Origin of the sequence: Azorhizobium doebereinerae UFLA1-100, assembly GCF_000473085.1 — a bacterium.
GTDB lineage: Bacteria > Pseudomonadota > Alphaproteobacteria > Rhizobiales > Xanthobacteraceae > Azorhizobium > Azorhizobium doebereinerae.
In genome coordinates, this window is record NZ_AXBA01000050.1 from 1 (window position 1) to 20,737 (window position 20,737).

The 20,737-nt window shown below is 65.8% G+C and carries 22 protein-coding genes and 2 pseudogenes; 23 read left to right on the forward strand and 1 reads right to left on the reverse strand.

The genetic code is table 11. The features are described 5' to 3' along the window. Window positions 1-162 (reverse strand): annotated as a pseudogene (locus YU1_RS30950) (IS701 family transposase); the annotation flags it as partial. Window positions 163-343: 181 nt separating this feature from the next. Here YU1_RS30950 and YU1_RS0123820 point away from each other — a divergent pair. From YU1_RS0123820 to YU1_RS0123930, 23 genes and pseudogenes are all read left to right on the forward strand, one after another. Beyond that, on the forward strand, window positions 344-1,105 hold the full coding sequence (locus tag YU1_RS0123820) for a hypothetical protein (protein ID WP_029006219.1): 762 nt from the start codon (window positions 344-346) through the stop codon (window positions 1,103-1,105). Window positions 1,106-1,272: 167 nt separating this feature from the next. Beyond that, window positions 1,273-3,336 (forward strand): ParB/RepB/Spo0J family partition protein, encoded by a 2,064-nt coding sequence (locus YU1_RS0123825; protein WP_029006220.1) that lies wholly within the window; start codon window positions 1,273-1,275, stop codon window positions 3,334-3,336. Window positions 3,337-3,405: 69 nt separating this feature from the next. Then, complete coding sequence (locus tag YU1_RS0123830) at window positions 3,406-4,440, forward strand: DUF7146 domain-containing protein (protein ID WP_029006221.1); 1,035 nt, start codon at window positions 3,406-3,408, stop codon at window positions 4,438-4,440. Between the two features lie 367 nt (window positions 4,441-4,807). Next, window positions 4,808-5,734 (forward strand): DUF2493 domain-containing protein, encoded by a 927-nt coding sequence (locus YU1_RS0123835; protein ID WP_029006222.1) that lies wholly within the window; start codon window positions 4,808-4,810, stop codon window positions 5,732-5,734. 101 nt (window positions 5,735-5,835) lie between these two features. Further along, entirely contained in the window at window positions 5,836-6,459 is a 624-nt protein-coding gene (locus tag YU1_RS0123840) for a plasmid pRiA4b ORF-3 family protein (protein WP_029006223.1), read from the forward strand. Window positions 6,460-6,562: 103 nt separating this feature from the next. Next, window positions 6,563-7,954: an IS1182 family transposase gene (locus YU1_RS0123845; RefSeq protein ID WP_029006224.1), complete on the forward strand. Its 1,392-nt coding sequence runs from the start codon at window positions 6,563-6,565 to the stop codon at window positions 7,952-7,954. Between the two features lie 181 nt (window positions 7,955-8,135). After that, the gene (locus YU1_RS0123850; protein WP_029006225.1) at window positions 8,136-8,390 is read left to right on the forward strand and encodes a FitA-like ribbon-helix-helix domain-containing protein; all 255 of its coding nucleotides are present in this window, start codon (window positions 8,136-8,138) and stop codon (window positions 8,388-8,390) included. Beyond that, entirely contained in the window at window positions 8,387-8,809 is a 423-nt protein-coding gene (locus tag YU1_RS0123855) for a type II toxin-antitoxin system VapC family toxin (protein ID WP_029006226.1), read from the forward strand. Before YU1_RS0123850 ends, YU1_RS0123855 begins: the two co-directional genes overlap by 4 nt. Window positions 8,810-9,090: 281 nt before the next feature. Continuing rightward, window positions 9,091-9,258, forward strand: a complete 168-nt coding sequence (locus YU1_RS34110; protein ID WP_198019034.1) for a hypothetical protein — start codon at window positions 9,091-9,093, stop codon at window positions 9,256-9,258. A gap of 107 nt (window positions 9,259-9,365) precedes the next feature. After that, window positions 9,366-9,806: a hypothetical protein gene (locus YU1_RS30955; RefSeq protein WP_035716575.1), complete on the forward strand. Its 441-nt coding sequence runs from the start codon at window positions 9,366-9,368 to the stop codon at window positions 9,804-9,806. 630 nt (window positions 9,807-10,436) lie between these two features. Continuing rightward, window positions 10,437-10,763, forward strand: a complete 327-nt coding sequence (locus YU1_RS0123870; protein WP_029006227.1) for a DUF736 domain-containing protein — start codon at window positions 10,437-10,439, stop codon at window positions 10,761-10,763. Between the two features lie 303 nt (window positions 10,764-11,066). After that, window positions 11,067-11,348, forward strand: coding sequence for a helix-turn-helix transcriptional regulator (locus tag YU1_RS0123875; protein ID WP_029006228.1), 282 nt, complete (start codon window positions 11,067-11,069; stop codon window positions 11,346-11,348). An 8-nt stretch (window positions 11,349-11,356) separates the two neighbouring features. Continuing rightward, the gene (locus tag YU1_RS0123880; RefSeq protein ID WP_029006229.1) at window positions 11,357-12,466 is read left to right on the forward strand and encodes a replication initiator protein A; all 1,110 of its coding nucleotides are present in this window, start codon (window positions 11,357-11,359) and stop codon (window positions 12,464-12,466) included. Continuing rightward, a complete protein-coding gene (gene parA / locus YU1_RS0123885; protein ID WP_029006230.1) occupies window positions 12,463-13,116 on the forward strand; it encodes a ParA family partition ATPase in 654 nt (217 codons plus the stop codon). The genes YU1_RS0123880 and parA overlap by 4 nt, the downstream gene beginning before the upstream one ends. Continuing rightward, a complete protein-coding gene (locus YU1_RS0123890; RefSeq protein WP_029006231.1) occupies window positions 13,113-13,358 on the forward strand; it encodes a ribbon-helix-helix protein in 246 nt (81 codons plus the stop codon). Before parA ends, YU1_RS0123890 begins: the two co-directional genes overlap by 4 nt. Before the next feature lie 2 nt (window positions 13,359-13,360). Further along, complete coding sequence (locus YU1_RS0123895) at window positions 13,361-13,882, forward strand: DUF2840 domain-containing protein (protein ID WP_029006232.1); 522 nt, start codon at window positions 13,361-13,363, stop codon at window positions 13,880-13,882. Further along, window positions 13,879-14,424, forward strand: coding sequence for a S26 family signal peptidase (locus YU1_RS0123900; protein ID WP_029006233.1), 546 nt, complete (start codon window positions 13,879-13,881; stop codon window positions 14,422-14,424). The genes YU1_RS0123895 and YU1_RS0123900 overlap by 4 nt, the downstream gene beginning before the upstream one ends. A gap of 1 nt (window position 14,425) precedes the next feature. Then, window positions 14,426-15,088 (forward strand): lytic transglycosylase domain-containing protein, encoded by a 663-nt coding sequence (locus tag YU1_RS30960; protein ID WP_035716579.1) that lies wholly within the window; start codon window positions 14,426-14,428, stop codon window positions 15,086-15,088. Window positions 15,089-15,331: 243 nt separating this feature from the next. Then, window positions 15,332-17,070 (forward strand): annotated as a pseudogene (locus tag YU1_RS30965) (relaxase/mobilization nuclease domain-containing protein). A 19-nt stretch (window positions 17,071-17,089) separates the two neighbouring features. Further along, entirely contained in the window at window positions 17,090-19,081 is a 1,992-nt protein-coding gene (locus tag YU1_RS0123915; RefSeq protein WP_029006234.1) for a conjugal transfer protein TraG, read from the forward strand. Between the two features lie 5 nt (window positions 19,082-19,086). Then, window positions 19,087-19,533, forward strand: a complete 447-nt coding sequence (locus YU1_RS0123920; RefSeq protein ID WP_029006235.1) for a CopG family transcriptional regulator — start codon at window positions 19,087-19,089, stop codon at window positions 19,531-19,533. Between the two features lie 108 nt (window positions 19,534-19,641). Beyond that, complete coding sequence (locus tag YU1_RS0123925; RefSeq protein ID WP_029006236.1) at window positions 19,642-19,992, forward strand: transposase; 351 nt, start codon at window positions 19,642-19,644, stop codon at window positions 19,990-19,992. Next, the coding region (locus YU1_RS0123930; RefSeq protein WP_245263440.1) for an IS3 family transposase at window positions 19,965-20,737 on the forward strand (773 nt) is incomplete at its 3' end. The genes YU1_RS0123925 and YU1_RS0123930, both read left to right, overlap by 28 nt.

A 20,737-nucleotide genomic window follows, 5' to 3' on the forward strand; every position in this document is an offset into this window, starting at 1 on the left:
GCCGCCTTGACGCGCCGCCATCGGCTGGATGCTCTTGCGATCGCCCGGACCGATCAGCCCCGCCACATACAAGGGACACAGCCGCGCCCGGACCTTATGACCCAGAGCGCTCACGAAGGGCGCCAGCCATGCTTCCAGATCCGCTTTCCAGCTTTCGTTCATGGTCGGCACTCCATAAGCCGACCACCCATGAATCACGCAACCCGGTCCGAGGGAATCCCAGCGGGGATCCAAAAATCAAAAAATGCCAAAGTAGTGCTAGAGTGAGAGGCCGATGGGATTTCCGTGACGGGTTGAGGGCTGGGAGAGAGTCTTCCGGCGCCCGTCAAGGAGGGGGATCCCCATGAACATGCAGGTTCTGGATGCCGGTCGCGACGCCAGTGGCGGCTACAAGGTGGATGTCACGCGCGGTGACCGGGTCGGCCGCGTGTCGTCGGAGTGGTTCTCCCGGCCGGATGACGAACGGTTCCTGTCGCTCGGCGAGCTGGCCGCGATGGTGCGGGGCCGTGCCGATCACAGCCGGTCCCGCCTCGTGGAGACGTCGCGCATCCATGTGTTCCTGCTCCTGGTGGACGATCTGAACCCGATTGAGGCAGGGCGACTGCCGGACGGCTCGCCGGACCTTTATTTCCGGGGCTTCTATTGCTGGAACTCGGAGGTGGGGGCCAAGAGGCTCGGTATCGCGAGCTTCTATCTGCGGGCCGTGTGCCAGAACCGCAATCTCTGGGGTGTCGCGGATTTCCAGGAGATCACTATACGCCACTCCAAATACGCTGCCTCGCGCTTCGCGCACGAGGCAGCTCCGGCCCTGACCCGCTTCGCCAATTCCTCGCCGATGCCCTTCGTCAACGGCATCAAGGCCGCACGGGAGAAGATCGTCGCGCGCACCGACGAGGACCGCAGCGACTTCCTGCGCAACCGGGGCTTCTCCAGGGCCGAGACCGCCAAAATCATCGATACGGTGCTGGCCGAGGAAGGGCGCAAGCCCGAGAGCATCTTCGACTTCGTGCAGGGCATCACCGCGGTCGCACGCGACAAGCCGCACCAGGATGCGCGGCTCGACCTCGAGGGCCGGGCCAAGAAGCTGCTCGAGCGGGCTGCCTGACTCGCGGAAAGCCGGAGATGCGGACATCCGTGTCTCCGGCTTTGCACTTTTGCGGATCTGCGGTTCTGCAGCGTCGCCCTCCAGAGTGAGAGGGCGGCGCTGCGCTTCGTGACGGGTTGGAAGGCCGAGAGAGAGGCTCCCGGCCGCCCGTCGCGGAGGTGCCGTCCATGGCGACGAATGTTCAGAAGATCACGCTCTCGCCCTCGCGTGACATCCCATTCAACAAGCTCCTGCTCAGCCAGTCGAACGTCCGGCGCATCAAGGCCGGCGTCTCGATCGAGGAACTGGCCGAGGACATCGCCCGCCGTGGCCTGCTGCAGGGCCTCAGCGTCCGGCCTGTGGTTGACGACACCGGCGTCGAGACCGGCATGTTCGAGATCCCGGCCGGCGGGCGGCGCTATCGGGCGCTGGAACTGCTGGTGAAGCAGAAGCGCCTCGCCAAGACCGCGCCGGTGCCCTGCGTCATCCGGGAGGGCGGCATCGCCGAAGAGGATTCCCTCGCCGAGAATGTCCAGCGCGCGCCGCTGCACCCGCTCGACCAGTTCCGCGCCTTTCTGGCGCTGCGCGAGAAGGGCCAGTCCGAGGAAGAGATCGCCGCCGCCTTCTTCGTCTCCGTCGGCGTGGTGAAGCAGCGCCTCAAGCTCGCCTGGGTCTCGCCGGTGCTGTTGGAGGTCTATGCCGAGGACGACATGACGCTGGACCAGCTCATGGCCTTCACCGTCTCCGGCGACCATGCGCGCCAGGAGCAGGTCTTCGAGCGGCTGAAGACCTCCTATGACAAGCAGCCCTATGCCATCCGTCGCATGCTGACCGAAGGTGCTGTCCGCGCCTGTGACAAGCGCGCCCAGTTCATCGGCCTCGAGGCCTATGTCGAGGTCGGCGGCACCATTCTGCGCGACCTGTTCCAGGGTGATGATGGCGGCTGGCTGCAGGATGTCGTGCTGGTTGACCGGCTGGTGGCCGAGAAGCTGAAGGCCAAGGCGGACGCTGTCGCCGGCGAAGGCTGGAAATGGGTCGAGATGGCCCCTGACTTCGCTTATGGCCACACCTACGGTCTGCGGCAGTTGCGTGGTGAGACGGTCCCGCTCAGCACCGAAGAGGAGGCCAGCCGCGCCGCCCTGCAGGAGGAATATAATCGCCTCTCGGAGACTTATGCCGAGGCGGATGAACTGCCGGACGAGGTCGATGCGCGGCTCGGCGAGATCGAGACGGCGATCGAAGCCTTCGAGGCGCGCCCGATCACCTTCGATCCAGCGGAGGTGGCCCGCGCCGGCGCCTTCGTCGGCATCGCCCATGATGGCACGGTGCGCATTGAGCGCGGCTATGTGCGCCCGGAGGACGAACTGCCGGTGGAGCCCGAAGTCGCCGCGGAAGACGCCGGTCCGCACCACATCGCGGCGGCGGCGATACGTACCGGCGACGCCGTCATGGCAGACGCGCCAATCCCCGAGCCCGAGGAGGACGAAGGGCTGTCTGCCCTCTCGGACCGGCTGATGACCGAGCTGACGTCGCATCGCACGCTCGGCCTGCGCCAGGCGCTGGGCGATCGGCCCGATGTCGCCTTCCTCGCGGCCCTGCATGCCCTGACACTGAAGAGCTTCTATCGCTATGGCTCGGATAGCTGCCTCGAACTCGACCTGAAGAGCGTGGCGTTCAGCGCGCAGGCACCGGGGCTGAACGACAGCGCCTCGGCCGAAGCGATCCACGCCCGGCATGAGGGCTGGGCGAAGGTCCTGCCGAAGGACTCAGCTGATCTGTGGGAGGCTCTGCAGGATTGGGACAGCGACAGCCGCTCCGGCCTGTTAGCCCATGTGGTGAGCCTGTCGGTGAACGCTGTTCATGAAGCCTGGAACCGGCGCCCCCGCGCGCTCCACCATGCCGATCAGCTTGCCCGCGCCGTCGACCTCGATATGGCGGCCGCCGGGTGGAGGCCCACCGTGGACAATTTTCTCAGCCGCGTGACCAAGGCCCGCATTCTGCAGGCGGTGAGCGAGGCGAAGGGGGCGCATGCAGCGGAGCGTATCGCGCACCTCAAGAAGGGCGACATGGCCCGCGAGGCCGAAACGCTGCTGGCCGATACCGGCTGGCTGCCGGAACCGCTGCACGGAGCCGAACCAGAGGCCGGCGAAGAAACGGCGGCGCAGGACGGCACAACGGCCATGGGCGAAGACGAAAACCTTGAGGATACTGAGGACACCACGGACATCCCCCCTGCCGTGGCGGCGGAGTAGCCCTCAACACGACCCTGAACCTCGGCCCGCCGGCTCTGTTGGCGGGCCTTTGTTTTTGAAAAGCTGGCCATGCCCGGGATTGCTCACGATCTGTCGCGCCGGCTCGCCGATCGGGCCGAGGCGGTCTGCCGACATTATCTCTCCAACGGTCGCCGGGAGGGCCGCTACTGGCTCGTCGGCGATATCAGAAACACGCCCGGCCGCTCGCTCTTTGTCCGGCTCCGCCCATCCGCGAAGGGGCCGGCGGGCAAATGGACCGATGCCGCCACCGGCGAACATGGCGATCTCCTCGACGTCATCCGCGGATCGCTGGGTCTCCTCGACTTCGCAGACATTGCTGCGGAAGCACGGACATTTCTCAGCCTGCCGGATCCCAAACAGGAACCTACATCACCACCTCGCCGTGTCCTGCCGGCTCCATCAGGGTCGGTCGAAGCGGCACGCCGGCTATTCGCCATGTCGCAGCCCATCGCCGGGACCATCGCAGAGACGTATTTGCGCCAACGCGGCATTACGCTTTTGCACGAAACCGGAAACCTGCGCTTTCATCCGCGCTGCTACTACAAGCCTGACGATGGTCCGACCGAGGCGTGGCCCGCCATGATCGCCGCCGTCACTGATCTCACCGGCAGGATCACCGGCGTACACCGCACCTGGCTCGCCCCCGACGGCTCAGATAAGGCTCCGGTCGACATGCCGCGCAAGGCGATGGGTAATCTGCTTAGGTCTACCGTTCGCATCGGTGTGCCTGACAGCGTGATGGCAGCGGGCGAAGGCATCGAGACCATGCTGTCGATCCGACAGGTTCTGCCGGGCATGGCGATGGCGCCCGCGCTCTCGGCCGCGCATCTGGCCGCCATCCCGTTCCCACTGCGGCTGCGGCGACTCTACATCGTTCGCGACAACGATCCGGCGGGAGACGGCGCACGGGACATGCTGATTGAACGGGCGAACGCCGAGGGCATCGAGGCCATTCCATTGTCGCCAGCCCTCGGGGACTTTAACGAGGATCTCCAGCGGCTCGGTATGGATGCCTTCCGGACGGGTGTTCGGGTGCAACTCGCCCCGGAGGACGTGGCGCGCTTCATGAGCCTGACCCCATAGCCGGAGCGGGCTAAACCGCGAGACGTGGCTGCCATACCCGCAAGGATGCGTCAGCCCACGGAAAGGACCGCGCCCTGCGCCTTCGAGAGGGCGATCGGCCGTCAGCCGGGCCGGATCGGCAATGGCTGCCGCCGACGCTTTTCCGGCGCGCCCTTCGGGCCGCTTTCCATCGCGAAGCAAAATCGCCGGCTTGTCGCCATCCTCCGCTGCGCTTCGGCCCTGCGCGCTTTTCCGGCATGGTCTTGTCACGAAACCGGTTCCCACTTTCGGTGACCATGCACGCGCTCCGGATGCAGGTCCGTCCCGTCTGACGGCTTCGTCGCCATGAAGGCCGCGAAGGTCGCGGTCCAAACCGACGGAGCATCCCATGAGCGCGCATGACGACCACGAGCCGCACCACGTCTCATCCCCGACCGATCACCTGATCCAGGAATTGCAGCTCCACGGCCATCGTCCTTCCGAAGACGAGCGCGACCAGCGCCCGCCACCGGAGGACCGCCTCATCGAAGGCGCCATCGCCGATATCTTCGACGCCCTGGTCGCCACGATCAGCGAAACCAGCCTTGATGCCGAGCTTCCCGATCTCCTCTGGTCAACCGTCAACATGTTCCACCGCGCCGTGGACCGGATCGAACAGAAGCTCGACGACAACGAGCAGGCCCAGAAGCAGCTTCAGCGCGAACAGGACGGGTCGGAGGTGAAATCCCTCGAGCTCGAGCGCCTGATCGACATCGGCATGAACCTGATCGGCCGACGCGACGGCATGGAAACCTTCCGCGAGGCCGCCGCCGACCGCTACCGTATCGCCACCGGCTCTCCTTGGACGCCACGGGCCGGATCACGGGTCAACCATCGCCACCTCACCGCATCGCTGATCGATAGCCGGGATTTCCTCGCCGCCAGAAGGCGTGCCGATACCGAGGTCCTCGTGCCCGCCGGGCCGAAGATCGCCTTCTCGGGCGGAGACACCGCCGATCACGGGCAGATCTGGGCCAAGCTCGATCAGATCCACGCCAAGCACCCGGACATGGTGCTGCTGCATGGCGGCTCGCCAAAGGGCGCCGAAAAGATCGCGTCCCTCTGGGCCGACAGCCGCAAGGTGCCGCAGGTGGCCTTCAAGCCCGACTGGACGAAGCACGCCAAGGCGGCGCCCTTCAAGCGCAACGACCAGATGCTGAACGTCCTGCCGATCGGGGTCGTGATTTTCCCCGGCACCGGCATTCAGAACAATCTTGCCGACAAGGCCCGCAAGATGGGCATTCCGGTCTATCGCTTCGGCTGCGGCGGCGCATAACAGGCTGTGTGGAAACCAGGGCGGCAATGTTGCCCTGGTCCTCGTGGCAACCGGTCGCGAAGCGCTTGACGTCGTGAGGCGTTGCCGGTCTGCTGGGCGTCATGTTTGGACCTCCTAACGCCGTTCAACTCAGGATATCGATCGATGGGATCGAGCCGGCCGTTTGGCGACGACTCGTCTTGCCGAGCGAATGGACCCTCAATCAGCTTCACCTGGCGATCCAGGCGGCCTTCAATTGGTGGAATTACCACCTTCACGAGTTCGATATCGGGGGACTGCGGTATGGCGATGCGGCGGAGGCCGCAGAGGCTTCGGCCGTCGGTGATCCGCAGGTGTTTGACGAACGCGAGGTCCATTTGCGGGATTTCCGCAGCGCGGGCACGAACTTCACTTACCTCTACGATTTTGGCGATGACTGGCATCACACCGTCGAAATCGAAGAGCTGCTCTTCCTCGAAAGCTCTCCCAACCAGGCGGTCTGTATCGATGGCGCACGGGCACGACCGCCCGAGGATGTCGGCGGTCTTCCGGGGTATGGACGGTTCCTGGAGGTGATGAGCGATCCTAAAGATCCCGAGCACCGGGAAACCAAGCGCTGGTGTGGCGGGCATTTCGATCCCGAATGGTTCGACCTGGCGACCGTCGACAAAGATGTTCGAAGCGCCCTGAAGCCGAATGTGAAGCGAAAGCTTCATCAGCCGAAGCCGAAGCAGGCCAAAGTTTAGGCTCTGTTACGCAAGTGAAGCACCGCGTGAACGTCAGTCGACGGACGACGCCGCCCCCCGAAACATGATATTGTTCCGCCCACGAAATAGATGTGAGTGCGTCATGGTGTATATCGTGGGCAACGACCGCCAACAGCCGAGTTTTCTGCCGCCTGCAATCGATGAATATGTCGGGCCGGACGCGCATGTCCGCGTCATCGATGCCTTTGTGGATAAGCTGGACTTTCGAACTCTCTGCTTCGAGCGTTCTGCACCGGCTACCACGGGACGTCCCGGATATGATCCTCGCGATATCCTGAAACTCTACGTCTACGGCTATCTGAATGAGGTGCGATCGTCGCGCCGCCTGGAGCGGGAATGCAAGCGCAACGTCGAACTCATGTGGCTGATGCGCATGCTGGCGCCCGACCACAAGACCATTGCCGACTTTCGAAGGGACAACGGGGCCGGCATCGTCGGAGCGTGTCGGGCCTTCGTCCTGTTCTGTCGTGATCAAGGACTGTTCACGGCCAGGCTGGTCGCGATCGATGGAGCGAAGTTCCGGGCCGCCGCCAGCCAGAATCGCGTTCTCGACCAGCGTAGGATCGATGAAGAGGCGGAGACGGTGGACGCCCGGATCGGCTCGTATCTCGCCGCGCTCGATCACGAGGATGGTGCCGAGGCCGCCGCCGCCGATGGTTCCGCGGCTGCTGCTTTGGAGGCCTTGAAGCGCCGCAAGGCGGACCTCGGCCGCTTGAGCGCATATCTTGATCGGGATGATCGCAAGCTGGTGGTGGATGGCGAACTGGAAGCGCGGCCTATGGGCTTCGGCCAAGGCGGCAAGCCACCGTCCTACAACGTTCAGATCGCGGTCGACGCCGATACCGGCATGGTTCTCCATCATGCCGTCACGGACGAGGTCAACGATCTCCGGATGCTTCATCCCATGTCGGTGGCGGTCAAGGAGATGCTGGAACGGGACGATCTGACGGTCGTGGCCGACACAGGCTACTCCAACGGCAATGCGGCGGCCGCCTGCGAGACCGACGACATCGTGGCATGTGTGCCGGTGAAGCGCTCGGTAAACAACCGAGGCGACGGTACGCAGTTCACCCGGGCAGACTTCGTCTATGACGCAGAGCAGGATCGTTTTACGTGCCCGGCAGGTCGCATCCTCTCACGCAGCGGTCGGGTGACGCGCCACAGCGTCTTCTACGCCGCGAGGAACTGCGGCGGATGCGAATTGAAGTCCCAGTGCACGACGGCGCGCAACCGGTCCTTGACCCGGCACGTCCATGAGGACGCCCTGGAGCGGATGGTCGCACGTGTTGCCGAGACGCCCGACGTGATGCGTCGCCGGCGATGCTCGGCGGAACATCCGTTCGGCACGATGAAACGGATGATGAACGGCCGCTTCCTGACACGAGGCATCACAGGAACCAGTACCGAAATGGCGCTTTCAGTGCTGGCGTTCAACATGATCCGCAGCGTCAACCTGAACAACGCCCGGAGTTGAGCCGCTCCGCAGCTGTCGCGCCGAGTCCGGTGGAGCACCAAATCATCGCGCGAACACCGTGGCGACCTCTCGCCACGGTTTCCACACAGCCTGGTAAGCGCCGCCACACCCGCCATCTTGAAAATGATGGCAAGTTATCTATTTTGCCATCAACGCTATCAGCCTTACTGGAGGCGCCATCATGCCCGCCGTGACGATTCGTAACCTCTCCGAGGCGACGCACCGTGCCCTCAAGGTGCGCGCGGCCCAGCATGGCCGCAGCACTGAAGCCGAGATGCGCGACATCCTTGAAAGCGCCGTCCGCCCTGACACGCGCCTGCGGCTCGGCACCGCGCTCGCGGAGCGCAGCCGCCGCCTCGGCCTGACCAATGAGGACATCGACGCGCTCAGCCCGGCGCGCGACCGGACGCCCGCCGAGCCCATGAGCTTCGAATGATCCTTCTCGACAGCAATGTGATTTCGGAGGCGATGAAGCCCACGCCTGATGTGGCCGTGCGGGCGTGGCTCGACGAGCAGGCGACCGAGACGCTCTATCTCTCCAGCGTCACGATTGCCGAACTGTTGTATGGCATCGGTGCGCTGCCCACTGGCAAGCGCAAAGACCGGCTCACCGAAGCCCTGGACGGGGTGATGGAGCTGTTCGCTGACCGCGTTCTGCCGTTCGATGTCACTGCCGCACGACACTATGCCGACCGCGCCGTGAAGGCGCGTGCGGCTGGGAAGGGCTTTCCGACGCCCGACGGCTATATCGCTGCAATCGCAGCCTCCCGGGGCTTCGCTGTGGCCACGCGCGATACCAGCGCCTTCGACGCCGCCGGTGTGGCGGTCATCAATCCGTGGAACGCGGAACGCTGACGACCTGGAACTGGCAGCAGGCGTAGGGCTGGGCAACCCCATGGATCGGCATTCGCGAACACCTGACACCCAGGTCTCCTGACCGGACGACCGTCCCCGCTTCACGACGCTGATCCTTTGGTCCAGCCGATGGCCTGACGCCATCAACCCATGAAGGGTCGGGCTACGCTACGCGTGCCGCCGCTCCGGCTGCGCCTCACGCGGTGATTGCGGCCAACGGCCGGCCCTTTCGGGCGCCTGTCAGCGGGGGATGGACCTCCGGTCGCGCAGGAGCCAGGTCGATGTCCGTCCAGATCGCTCACGCCTTCGCCTTAAGCCTCGCCACCACCCTGATGGCCACCGTCGTGATCTTCCGCGCCGGCGACGGAACGCTCTCCGTCATTCCGGCTGCCGAATATGACGGCGACGAAGCCGCCATCGTCCGAGAAATCGATCCCTTCGCCTCCTGAGAGGCGAACAGGCGGCCATGAATGGTGGCCGCCGCCAATTCTGCTCATCGGGCGGGCGCGTCGGAGCCGGTGGCGATGCATCCCGCCGATATTACGGAGCCACCGCCATGATCTTCATCGGCATTTTCCTCAGCATGGCGACGATCGCATTAATTTGCTGGCTGTTCTTCACGCTGGCGGTATTCGCGTTGCCGCTGTTTGCGGGCATCACGGCGGGCACATGGGCCTATGGCACGGGCACCGGATGGCCCGGCGCTATCCTTGTCGGCTTTGCTGCCGCAGCCCTGACCTTCGGTCTGGGCCGGTTCCTGCTCGCCACCGTCCGTCCGACCTGGGCGCGCCTTCTCATCGCCGCCGTGTTCGTCTTCCCGGCCGCAGCCGCGGGCTTCCACGCCACCCATGGCATCGTGAGGTACACCATGCCCTCCCAGACGTGGCATATGGTGTTTTCGATCCTCGGAGCCGGCGTGGTTGGCATTGTCGCCTTCGTGCGCATCACCGGAAGGAAGACGTTCGCCCCTTCTGACGAGCACAGTTCCCCTCACTGACACCGCGATATCCGTTTGGCGCACCAGACGGCGAATGACATAGCGTCCGCGTCAATGGGCTGGGCCGGGAGGGAGGGGAAGTCCAGAGCGTCCGTTTCGCCATGCTGTACGGCAGAGTTAGCGCGCGCGGCGAACGGCGGCCGCGTCGCTGTCGAAAGGCCCCTCGGGGTGGAGCATTCGCGGCGTTGGCGGAACGGGGAATCGGCAGCTTGGCCAAGCTCAGGGTATCGTCCGCCTATTGCTCGCCGGTCGGGTCTCTATATCGGCGCAAGGCCAAACCATCTCCCTCATCCATCTGTCCGTGCCCGCTCCATGCGGCCTCTTCAATGGCCTGATCTGGCCGAAGGTCGGCTGCGCCTCGAGCGCCTATGCCACAACGGCTGGGCCCGACTTTCTTCCCCTGCCGACGCCCACCCCGCGCGCTGCGCGGGGCCCCGTATCGCCGTCATTCCTCGCGCAGCAACAAAGTCGCGCCTGCGCCGTCTTCCGCTGCGCTGCGGTCGCAATCCTCACCCCATCGCGCGAGCGCGACGGGGACCCCGAGGCGATGCGGCGTCGCTCGCCTTCGGCCTTTCGATCGCCATCGAGGCCGCAATGGCGCGGGCTCAGAAGACAGGACGGAGACGGAACATGGCCACCATCGGCACCTTCAAGAAGACCGGCACCGACGAGTTCACCGGCGACATCGTCACCCTCGGCGTGCAGGCCCGGGGCGTGCGCATCATCCCCGACACCCGCGCCACCGGCGAAAACGCCCCCAGCCATCGGGTCCTGGTCGGCCGCGCCGAGATCGGGGCGGCCTGGTCCAAGCGCTCCACCGAGGGCCGCGACTATCTGGGCCTCAAGCTCGACGATCCGAGCTTCACCGCTCCCATCTACGCCAATCTGTTCGACGACGAGGACGGCGAGACCTCCTCCCTCATCTGGTCCCGCCCCAACGGGCGCCGCGGGGACTGATGCGCGGACCGCGTTCCCGGCCACCGAGGCCGGGGACGCACTCCATCGGCAAGTGGCGAATATCGCGACGGGACAATCGAACCCTACGTGTCGTCCTTGAGATCGGTCTCGGTCGAGTTTTTCGGCCGGCGCCGGACACTGGCCGCTATCTGCAGCTGTTCCGCCATCGTCGCCGGGCGTGAGGGGTGGGGATTTTAGCCCCCCGATCTTCCCCATCCCTCCCGACGTTCCTTCTCCGCCACCGTGGTCACCGTCCGCCGCCGCATTCCGGCGGCACGCGCCACATCCACGGAGGCCCGCTCCATGCGACCCGATCTCGCTTCCCTCCCGCCGCGCTACCTGCGCACCAAGGAAGCCGCCGCGTTTCTCAGCCTGTCGGCCCGCACCCTTGAGAAGCACCGCACCTACGGCACCGGTCCCGCCTATCGCAAGCTGGGCGGACGCGTCGTCTATTCCATCGACGACCTGCAGGCCTGGACCGAGCGCGGCGCCGTCACCTCGACTTCCGATCCGCGCGGCACCGTGCTGCCGGCCAAGCGCCATGCGCTTGCCGCCGGCTCGTTCGCCGGCCGCGCCGCGCGCTGAACGCCCCCATGGCGGCGCGGCATCACAGCGTCTCGGAGCGCGGACAGCTTGATCTGTTCCGCGCCCTGCCAGGCGACTTCGCGCCACGAGATGCGCAGGATCTCATGGCCTATCCCTTCTTCTCCCTTTCCAAGACGCCACGCGTCGCGCCGATCGATTTCCGGACCGGCAGCATCGCCATACGGGTCGAGGCCGTGCCCGACCACGGCATGGCGACCATCTGGGACGCGGACATTCTCATCTGGGCGGCAAGCCAGATCGTCGAGGCGCGCGACGCGGGGCTTCGCACCTCGCGCCTGATGGCGGCGACGCCCTATGAGATCCTCACCTTTGTCGGGCGCGGCACCTCGCTGCGAGACTATCAGCGCCTCAAGGCTGCGCTCGACCGTCTCCAATCGACGACGATCTCGACCACCCTCCGCCAGCCGGCGGAGGGACGCCGGCACCGCTTCTCCTGGATCAATGAATGGCGGGAGCGCGCCGACCGCAACGGACGGCCCGATGGCGTCGACCTCATTCTGCCGGACTGGTTCTACCGCGCCGTGCTCGACGACGCCCTCGTGCTCACCATCGACCGGGCCTATTTCGGGCTGACAGGCGGACTGGAGCGCTGGCTCTACCGTCTGGTGCGCAAGCATGGCGGGCGGCAACAGGACGGGTGGCGCTTTGATTTCCGGCACCTGCACCAGAAGTCGGGCAGCCTGTCACCGTTCAAGCGCTTCGCCTTCGAGCTCAGGGATCTGATCCGGCGCCAGCCGCTTCCCGGCTACATGCTGTTCGTTGAGGTCGAGGTCGGTGGCCGGCTGCTGCTCGCCTTCGAGCCAGCCGCGCCCTGTGGACAACCTGTGGATAGCCTCGTGCTATCGGGAACCCGAACTATCGGGCCATCGGGAACCGGTGCCTCGTGCTATCAGGAACTCAAACAGGCATTAAATCCCTGTCCTAAATCAGGAAATCGCGCCCTTAACTTAGAGTCTAACTCAGAATCTAACCTTAAGAGGCGCGCGAGCGCTTTTGCGAGCGCCGTCGATCAGCCCCGACTGGGGGCGAAGTGGCCGGGAAAGACGCCGCCTGAGAGCGTCTTGCAGACGCCCCCTCGCTCGAGGGGGCATCGATGATCGTCGCGCTCCTCAACCAGAAAGGCGGGGTCGGCAAGACGACGTTGGCGCTGTATCTCGCCGGGCAATGGTCTCGGCAAGGACAGCGGATCACGCTGATCGACGCCGATCCGCAGGGCTCCAGCCTCGACTGGTCGGAGCAGCGCAGCCGCGGGGCATTGCCGCGGCTGTTCGGTGTCGTCGGGCTCGCCCGCGACACGCTGCACCGGGAGGCGCCCGAGCTCGCGCGTGACGCCGATCACATCGTCATCGATGGACCGCCCCGTGTCGCTGGGCTGATGCGCTCGACGCTGCTGGCAGCCGATCTGGTGCTGATCCCGGTGCAGCCTTCGCCCTTCGATGGATGGGCCTCGGCCGAGATGCTGGCGCTGATCCGCGAGGCGCGGATCTACCGCCCGCAATTGTTGGTCCGGTTCATCCTGAACCGCTGCGGCGCCCGCACCGTTCTCGCGCGCGAGACAGCGCAGACGCTGGCCGACCACGATCCGCCGGTGCTCGGCAGCACCATAGGCCAGCGCATTGCCTTTGCGGCGGCGGCGCAATCCGGCCGTCTCGTCTTCGAGCGAGACGATACGGGGCCGGCCACGCGCGAGATCGCCGCGCTGAGCGCCGAGATCAATGGTCTCGACCTCGGGAGGTCGTCGGGATGAGCGAACGCCTGATCCGCCGCGACTTTGCCTCCCGACCTGCCGATCCCGAGCACTGGATCAAGGCGGCAGATGGCTCGTCCGAACGCCGTCCCGGCGCCGCGTTCACCGCGCGGCTTACCATCGATGTGACGCCCGACCTGCGCGGGCGGATCAAGGTCGCCGCCTTCCGGCGCGGCGTCACCGTCGCCGAGATGCTGCGCGACCTCCTCGCGCGCGAATTCCCTCCCCAATCTGGAGACTAGCCATGAGCGCGGCGTTTGCGCCCTGTGCGGCAAGCACGGCATTCGCACCTGTTCCCCCGTCCGATGCCATGACCCATGTCGAGCTGACCCATATCGAGAAGCGCATCGAGAACTGGATCCGCTTCGGCCATCACGCGCATGAGCAGCTATTGGATCGCCGCCGGCGCATCCTGTCTTTCCCTCCCGGCTGCATCTTCGCGTTTGTCCGATGGGCGTCGAACGATTTCGGCACCGTGGCCTCCCGCCTCGACATCGTGCGCTGCGTGGCGCCAGGCGAGAGCTACCAGACGCTGCCCTTCGTGCGGCCCGGTGGCGAGATCCTGCTGCGGGTGGACGGCTGGCCGAAGGTCGAGAAAATCCTGCAGCACATCGACGCCATTGAGGCGATCGGCATCGATCCGGCCACTGTCGCCCCCGATCATTGGGGCCATGTCGCGCACCGCACCAGCGTCGGCTTCGAGCCGCGCGCCTACACGATTGAGCGCCATCAGGCGTGGCTGAAGCGGCGGGAGTGCGGACAATGAACCGCGCCGCCTATGTGCTGGTGACGACAGCCGCCAGCGTCGGAGTGGCCTACGCGGCCACGGTGCCGACGCCGCTCAAGCTGATCTGGAACGTCTCGGCGAGCGTTCCTGTCGGGCTCTACTCGGTCGAGCCGGCGGATCATCTCGAGGTCACCGATCTGGTGGCCGTGATGCCACTACCCCAGCTCGCCGCGTTCCTCATCGGGCGCGGCTATATCGGTGAGGGCACGCCGCTGTTGAAGCGTGTGATGGGGCTTCCGGGACAGGAGGTCTGCCGTCTGGGCGACGCCATCACCGTCGATGGCGTGCCGCTGGGCGAGGCTCTGCGGCGCGACCACATGGGGCGCGATCTGCCGGTCTGGCAGGGATGCCGTCGTGTTGAGCCAGGCTACCTTTTCCTCATGAACCCGGACGTCGGCGACAGTCTGGATGGGCGATACTTCGGCCCTATCCTGGCTTCCACCGTCATCGGTCGTGCGATGCCAGTCCTCACGGATGAAGCTGGTGACGGCGACTTCACCTGGCGCGCGGCGGTGCGCTGACATGCGTCGCGCCGCGCTCCTCCTCGCCTCCGGACTGTTGATCGGCGGTGCGTCGCCTGGCTCTGCCACGGCGCAAACCGCGATGCCGACCGTGGCATATTCCGTCACGTCCTACGCAGCCCATATCGACGAGGCTGCGCAGCGCTTCGAGCTTCCGGCCAACTGGATCCGTGCGGTCCTGCAGGCCGAGAGCGGCGGCGATCCGCACGCCGTCTCGCCCGCCGGTGCGATGGGGCTGATGCAGATCATGCCAGCGACCTGGGACGCGCTTCGCGTCCATCACGGTCTCGGCACCGATCCGTTCGACCCGCGTGACAACATCTTCGCCGGCGCGGCCTATCTGCGCCAACTCCACGACCGATATGGCAGCATTCGCGCCATGCTCGCGGCCTACAATGCCGGGCCTTCGCGCTATGAGGCCTCGCTTTCCGGAAAGCCGCTGCCGCCAGAAACGCGCACTTACATCGCGGCTATCGCGCCGATCATCGACAAAGAGCCTGCAGCCGGCGCCACCGGATCGGTGCGGCCAATGGCGCAAAGCTGGCGCGAGGCGCCGCTGTTCTCCACGCCGCCCGCGCGCAGCAATACAGCCGATGCGGCGCTCCTCGCGCCGCGATCGGGCGCGCTCTTCGTTGCACCTTTGCCATCCCGGAGGGCGCCATGAGCAGGCTGACCCATTTTCGCACCCTGTCGGGCTCTGGCGTTCAATGGCGCGCGAGGAGGCTTAGGACTGGGACCACGACCGCACGAAGGCAGGATAAAAGGGCGCACAGTGCGCGGCGGTCGGGATGTTGTTTTTGCAGGTGTTTTCCGCGCTCTCGGCACCTTGCGGAGCCAGATCACACGTTTCACGCGTCCCGCAAACGGCGGCGCATCAACGCTTCTTCGCACATTGCGAGGCTTCGCCATGAGCGATGACCGCGAGTTCCGCGTCCGTCCCGGCCGCATCCGCTCGACCCGCGGCCAGCAGGCCCGCCCCTTCGTCGCCCAGGCGCTCGCTGCGGCCCGCAAGGCCGGCGGCGGGGTCTCCCGCTCCGGCAAGATCGCCGCCGGCAACCGCTCGCGTTTCGGCAGCGGACAGGTCGCCAGCCTTCAGGCCAGCCGCCGGATCACGCCGCGCTCACGCGGCGCCTTGGTAAAGGCCCGCGTCGTCCGACACACGGCCCGCGCGGGCTCACTCAGTCAGCACCTCACCTATCTCCGCCGCGAGGGCGTGACGCGCGACGGCGAGAAGGCGCGGATGTTCGGTCCCGAGATCGAGAGCGTGGATGTCGACGCCTTCAACGAGCGTTGCCGCGATGACCGTCACCATTTCCGCTTCATCATCTCGCCCGACGACGCCTTGGAGATGGAGGACCTGCGGGCCCTCACCCGAGACCTCGCCCGGCAGATGGAAAAGGACCTCGGCACCGGTCTCGACTGGGTCGCCGTCGATCACTGGAACACAGAGCATCCCCATGTGCATCTGATCGTGCGAGGCCGCCGCGACGACGGCCAGGATCTCGTGATCTCCCGCGACTACATCAAGGAGGGCATGCGCGACCGCGCCCGTGACCTCATCACCCAGGAACTCGGCCCCCGCACCGAGCTTGACGTTCGCCGGAGTTTGGAGCGTCAGATCGAGGCCGAGCGCTGGACCGAACTCGATCGCCAGCTTGTGCGCGAGACCCGCGAGAGCGGCATCATCGACATGGCGCCGGTTCCCGGCCGACAGCCGGACGGCCACTATGCGCTCAAGATCGGGCGCCTTCGAAAACTCGAGACACTCGGCCTCGCCACCGAGATGGGCAATGCCCAATGGGTGATGGAGCCGGACGCCGAGGCCACCCTGCGCGGGCTCGGTGAGCGTGGCGATATCATCAAGCGCATGCACCGCGCCCTGAACGAGCGGGGCATAGAGCGCGGCACGGCAAGCTATGTCCTCGCCGCCGAGAGTCTCGATGTGCCGGTGATCGGCCGGCTGGTCGCGCGCGGCCTCGACGATGAACTCCACGGCTCCGCCTATGCCATCGTCGATGGTGTGGACGGCCGCTCCCATCACATCCGGCTGCCCGATCTCGATGCCGCCGGCGATGGCGCGCCAGGCTCCATCGTCGAATTGCGGACCTTCGACGATCCCACGGCAAGCGGCGTGTGGCACTCGCCGTGCGCTCCGATCTGGATATCGCCCATCAGGAGACCGCTACCGGCGCCACCTGGCTCGACCGGCAGGCCATTGCGCGTGACGCCGTCGCTCTGTCTGACGGCGGCTTTGGCGCGGAGGTGAGCCGGGCGCTTGATAAGCGCGCCGAGCATCTCGTCCGGGAGGGGCTGGCCGAGCGGCAGGGACGGCGCGTCGTCTTCGCCCGCAATCTCATCGACACGCTCCGCCGTCGGGAACTGGGGGCCGTGGGGGAGAAGCTCGCCGCCGAGAGCGGCCTGCCATTCAACAAGGCCGGCACCGGCGAGTATGTCGCCGGCACGTATCGCCAGCGCCTTGTGCTCGCCTCCGGTCGCTTCGCCATGCTCGATGACGGGCTCGGCTTCCAGCTCGTGCCCTGGTCGCCCTCGTTGGAGCGCCAGCTCGGCAAGCATGTCTCCGGCGTCGCCCGTGACGATGGTGGCGTCGACTGGAGCTTCGGCCGCAAACGCGGCCTTGGCCTCTGACCCGAGAGAGATCATCACCATGTCGGCGACGAAAATACTCTGGGGGCAGATCCTCACCGTGCTGCTGATCGTGCTCGCGGCGATCTGGGGCGCAACACAATATGTGGCCTGGAGCCTCGGCTTTCAGGCGCAGCTGGGCGCGCCGTGGTTCACGCTTGTTGGCCTTTCGATCTACTATCCGCCGGCCTTCTTCTGGTGGTGGTACTTTTTCGATGCCTATGCGCCGGAGGTGTTCTTCCGGGGGGCGCTGATCGCCGCCTCCGGCGGCTTCCTCTCCATCGCGGTCGCCATCGCCCTGTCGGTCTGGCGGGCGCGGGAGACCTCCAGAGTCGACACCTATGGTTCGGCGCGCTGGGCCGAGAAGGAGGAGATCCTTATCGCCGGGCTGCTCGGCACGGATGGCGTCGTGCTCGGCCGGTATGAACGCGACTATCTGCGCCATGATGGGCCCGAGCATGTGCTGTGCTTCGCGCCAACCCGCTCCGGCAAGGGCGTCGGCCTGGTGGTGCCCTCGCTGCTGACCTGGCCGGGATCGGCCATCGTCCATGACATCAAGGGCGAGAACTGGCAGCTCACCGCCGGCTTCCGCGCCCGGCATGGCCGTGTGCTGCTGTTCGATCCGACCAACGCCAAGTCCGCCGCCTACAATCCGCTGCTCGAGGTGCGCCGCGGTGAGTGGGAAGTGCGGGATGTGCAGAACATCGCCGACATCCTGGTAGACCCCGAGGGCTCGCTGGAAAAGCGGAACCACTGGGAGAAGACCAGCCACGCGCTGCTCGTCGGTGCCATCCTCCACGTACTCTATGCCGAGGAGGACAAGACGCTCGCCGGCGTCGCCGCCTTCCTCTCCGATCCCAAGCGGCCGATCGAGACGACGCTCGATGCCATGATGAAGACCGCGCATCTGGGCGAGGCGGGCCCGCACCCCGTCATCGCCAGCGCCGCCCGCGAACTGCTGAACAAGTCCGACAATGAGCGATCCGGTGTCCTCTCCACCGCCATGTCCTTCCTCGGACTTTACCGAGATCCGGTGATTGCCGAGGTGACGCGGCGCTGCGACTGGCGCATCGCCGATATCGTCGGCGGCAAGTCTCCCACCACCCTCTACCTCGTGGTGCCACCCTCCGACATCAACCGCACCAAGCCGCTGATTCGCCTGCTGCTCAACCAGATCGGCCGGCGCCTAACCGAAGACCTACAGGCCAAGGGCGGGCGTCATCGGCTGCTGCTTATGCTCGACGAGTTCCCGGCGCTCGGCCGGCTCGACTTCTTTGAGTCCGCGCTCGCCTTCATGGCCGGCTATGGCCTGAAAGCCTTCCTCATCGCCCAGTCGCTGAACCAGATCGAGAAGGCTTATGGGGCGAACAACTCGATCCTCGACAATTGCCATGTGCGCGTGAGCTTCGCCACCAACGACGAGCGCACCGCCAAGCGGGTATCCGATGCGCTCGGCACCGCCACCGAGATGAAAGCGATGAAGAATTATGCCGGGCATCGGCTCTCGCCCTGGCTTGGCCATCTCATGGTCTCGCGCTCGGAGACCGCTCGCCCCCTGCTCACCCCCGGCGAGGTCATGCAACTGCCGCCCACGGACGAGATCGTCATGGTCGCCGGCACGGCGCCGATCCGGGCGAAGAAGGCCCGCTACTATGAGGACGCGCGCTTCCGGGACCGGGTCCTGCCGCCGCCTACACCGTCTCGTTGTTCGAGCGCTCGACACGACGATTGGACCGCGCTTCCGAGGCCCAGGCGACAGGAGGGCATGGGTGGGAGCAGCACGGACGAAGGTCGAGACGATGACCCGACCGGCTCGGAGCACCGGTTTCAGCCCGAGCTCAACCGGGTGAAGCCAGTCGAGAAACTGCAGCCCATCGAGCATGAGTTCGAGTTCGATCTGGATCGCGACGACGAGATGGAGGATGTCGCCAGCCGGAGCCGGCGTATGACCGGCCTCATGCAAGGCGTGGCCCGACAGGTCAGCCTCAATCCCAATGACGGCATGGAGCTGTGATCGCCATGGCAGGCCGCACGAAGAAAGCGCAGATCTCCGTCTACCTCGAGCCCGACATCATGGACATGCTGGCCCACTACGCCGCCCAGCGCGACCAGTCCATGTCCCTGATCGCTCAGGCTGCGATCGCTTCCTTCCTGTCGCCCGACAGCGCCGAGCGCCAGGAAGCCGCTCTTGCCCGGCGCCTCGGCCAGATCGATCGCCGCCTCGCGCGGCTGGAACGGGATCTCGGCATCTCAACTGAGGCCTTCGCCACCTTCATCCGCTTCTGGCTCGCCATTACTCCAGCACTGCCTGAACCGGCCGCCCAGGCCGCCCGGGCCAAGCTCTCCGAGCGCTACGCTGCCTACACAAGCGCGCTCGGTCGGCGTCTCGCGAAGGGGCCACAGCTGCGGCAGGAGATCGTGAATGACGTCGCCGGAACGAAGGAAGACGGGGGCGGTCGAAGTTGAGCCATAGCTGCCCCTTGACTGGCCCTGCAGTGGAGTGCGCCCCTTGAGGCGGACAGTGTGACGGTGAGCAATTGACCGGAGAGCCGGGCTTTCGAAGGATGAAAGCCCATGGCCCGACACCGCACTCACAGCATCGAGTTCAAGCGCCAGGTAGCCCAGAATTACCTGGCGGGCGAGACGCTCCACAGCCTCGCTCGACGACACGATCTGTCGCGAAATCTGATCCGTATCTGGATCCAGAAGTTCGAAGTCGGCGCCTTCGACGACGAGGCCGCCGCCGCCGATACGATCGAAGCCTACGAGGCGCGCATCGCTGCGTTGGAGCGGCTCGTTGGCAGACAAGCTCTGGAGATTGAGTTCCTAAAGGGGGCTCTGAAGCACGGACCGCGGCCGAGAAGCGCGACTACATCCGTTGTCACCGGCCCCGCGGCATCTCCGTCGCAGAAGGATGCCGGTTGATGGGGATCGCGCGTTCGACCTATTACGACACGACGGTCACCAGCATCGACGACACGGCGCTCGTCGAGACGATGGCGGCGGTCTCCGACAGCTTCGAGGCCTATGGCTACCGCCGGATGCAGGCAGCGCTGCGGCACCGCGGCTTTGTCGTGAACCACAAAAAGATCCGGCGCCTGATGCGCGAGCATGGTCTTCAACCACGTCGGCGCCGGCGCTATGTCGCCACCACCGATGGCGATCATGAACTGCCGATCTTCCCGAACCTGGCGAAGGATATCCTGCCGGATGGGCCGAACCAGCTCTGGGTGGCCGATATCACCTATGTCGCGATCACCGCGGGCTTCGTCTACGTTGCCGTCATCCTCGACGCCTGGTCGCGCAGGGTCGTCGGTTATGCCATCGGCCGCTCGATCGACGTTAGGCTGACGCTGGCCGCCCTGCGCTCCGCCATCGAAAAGCGAAAACCGCCGCCCGGCTGCGTCCACCACACCGACCGCGGATCGCAATACGCGGCCGGACGCTACCGGCAGGCCCCGGCCGAACATGGTCTCGTCGGATCGATGGGGCGCCGCGGTAATCCGTACGATAACACCAAAGCCGAGAGCTTTATGAAGACGCTCAAGGTCGAAGCCGTCTATCCGATGGCCTATGAAACCTTCGAGGATGTCGCCGCCGACGTTCCGCGCTTCATCGATCAGGTCTACAACGCCAGCCGACTGCACTCCGCGCTCGGCTATCTTAGCCC

Coding starts and splice junctions, on each gene's coding strand:
- YU1_RS0123820 (WP_029006219.1), top strand. CDS start 344: ATGAACATGCAGGTTCTGGATGCCGGTCGCGACGCCAGTGGCGGCTAC.
- YU1_RS0123825 (WP_029006220.1), top strand. CDS start 1,273: ATGGCGACGAATGTTCAGAAGATCACGCTCTCGCCCTCGCGTGACATC.
- YU1_RS0123830 (WP_029006221.1), top strand. CDS start 3,406: ATGCCCGGGATTGCTCACGATCTGTCGCGCCGGCTCGCCGATCGGGCC.
- YU1_RS0123835 (WP_029006222.1), top strand. CDS start 4,808: ATGAGCGCGCATGACGACCACGAGCCGCACCACGTCTCATCCCCGACC.
- YU1_RS0123840 (WP_029006223.1), top strand. CDS start 5,836: ATGTTTGGACCTCCTAACGCCGTTCAACTCAGGATATCGATCGATGGG.
- YU1_RS0123845 (WP_029006224.1), top strand. CDS start 6,563: ATGGTGTATATCGTGGGCAACGACCGCCAACAGCCGAGTTTTCTGCCG.
- YU1_RS0123850 (WP_029006225.1), top strand. CDS start 8,136: ATGCCCGCCGTGACGATTCGTAACCTCTCCGAGGCGACGCACCGTGCC.
- YU1_RS0123855 (WP_029006226.1), top strand. CDS start 8,387: ATGATCCTTCTCGACAGCAATGTGATTTCGGAGGCGATGAAGCCCACG.
- YU1_RS34110 (WP_198019034.1), top strand. CDS start 9,091: ATGTCCGTCCAGATCGCTCACGCCTTCGCCTTAAGCCTCGCCACCACC.
- YU1_RS30955 (WP_035716575.1), top strand. CDS start 9,366: ATGATCTTCATCGGCATTTTCCTCAGCATGGCGACGATCGCATTAATT.
- YU1_RS0123870 (WP_029006227.1), top strand. CDS start 10,437: ATGGCCACCATCGGCACCTTCAAGAAGACCGGCACCGACGAGTTCACC.
- YU1_RS0123875 (WP_029006228.1), top strand. CDS start 11,067: ATGCGACCCGATCTCGCTTCCCTCCCGCCGCGCTACCTGCGCACCAAG.
- YU1_RS0123880 (WP_029006229.1), top strand. CDS start 11,357: ATGGCGGCGCGGCATCACAGCGTCTCGGAGCGCGGACAGCTTGATCTG.
- parA (WP_029006230.1), top strand. CDS start 12,463: ATGATCGTCGCGCTCCTCAACCAGAAAGGCGGGGTCGGCAAGACGACG.
- YU1_RS0123890 (WP_029006231.1), top strand. CDS start 13,113: ATGAGCGAACGCCTGATCCGCCGCGACTTTGCCTCCCGACCTGCCGAT.
- YU1_RS0123895 (WP_029006232.1), top strand. CDS start 13,361: ATGAGCGCGGCGTTTGCGCCCTGTGCGGCAAGCACGGCATTCGCACCT.
- YU1_RS0123900 (WP_029006233.1), top strand. CDS start 13,879: ATGAACCGCGCCGCCTATGTGCTGGTGACGACAGCCGCCAGCGTCGGA.
- YU1_RS30960 (WP_035716579.1), top strand. CDS start 14,426: ATGCGTCGCGCCGCGCTCCTCCTCGCCTCCGGACTGTTGATCGGCGGT.
- YU1_RS0123915 (WP_029006234.1), top strand. CDS start 17,090: ATGTCGGCGACGAAAATACTCTGGGGGCAGATCCTCACCGTGCTGCTG.
- YU1_RS0123920 (WP_029006235.1), top strand. CDS start 19,087: ATGGCAGGCCGCACGAAGAAAGCGCAGATCTCCGTCTACCTCGAGCCC.
- YU1_RS0123925 (WP_029006236.1), top strand. CDS start 19,642: ATGGCCCGACACCGCACTCACAGCATCGAGTTCAAGCGCCAGGTAGCC.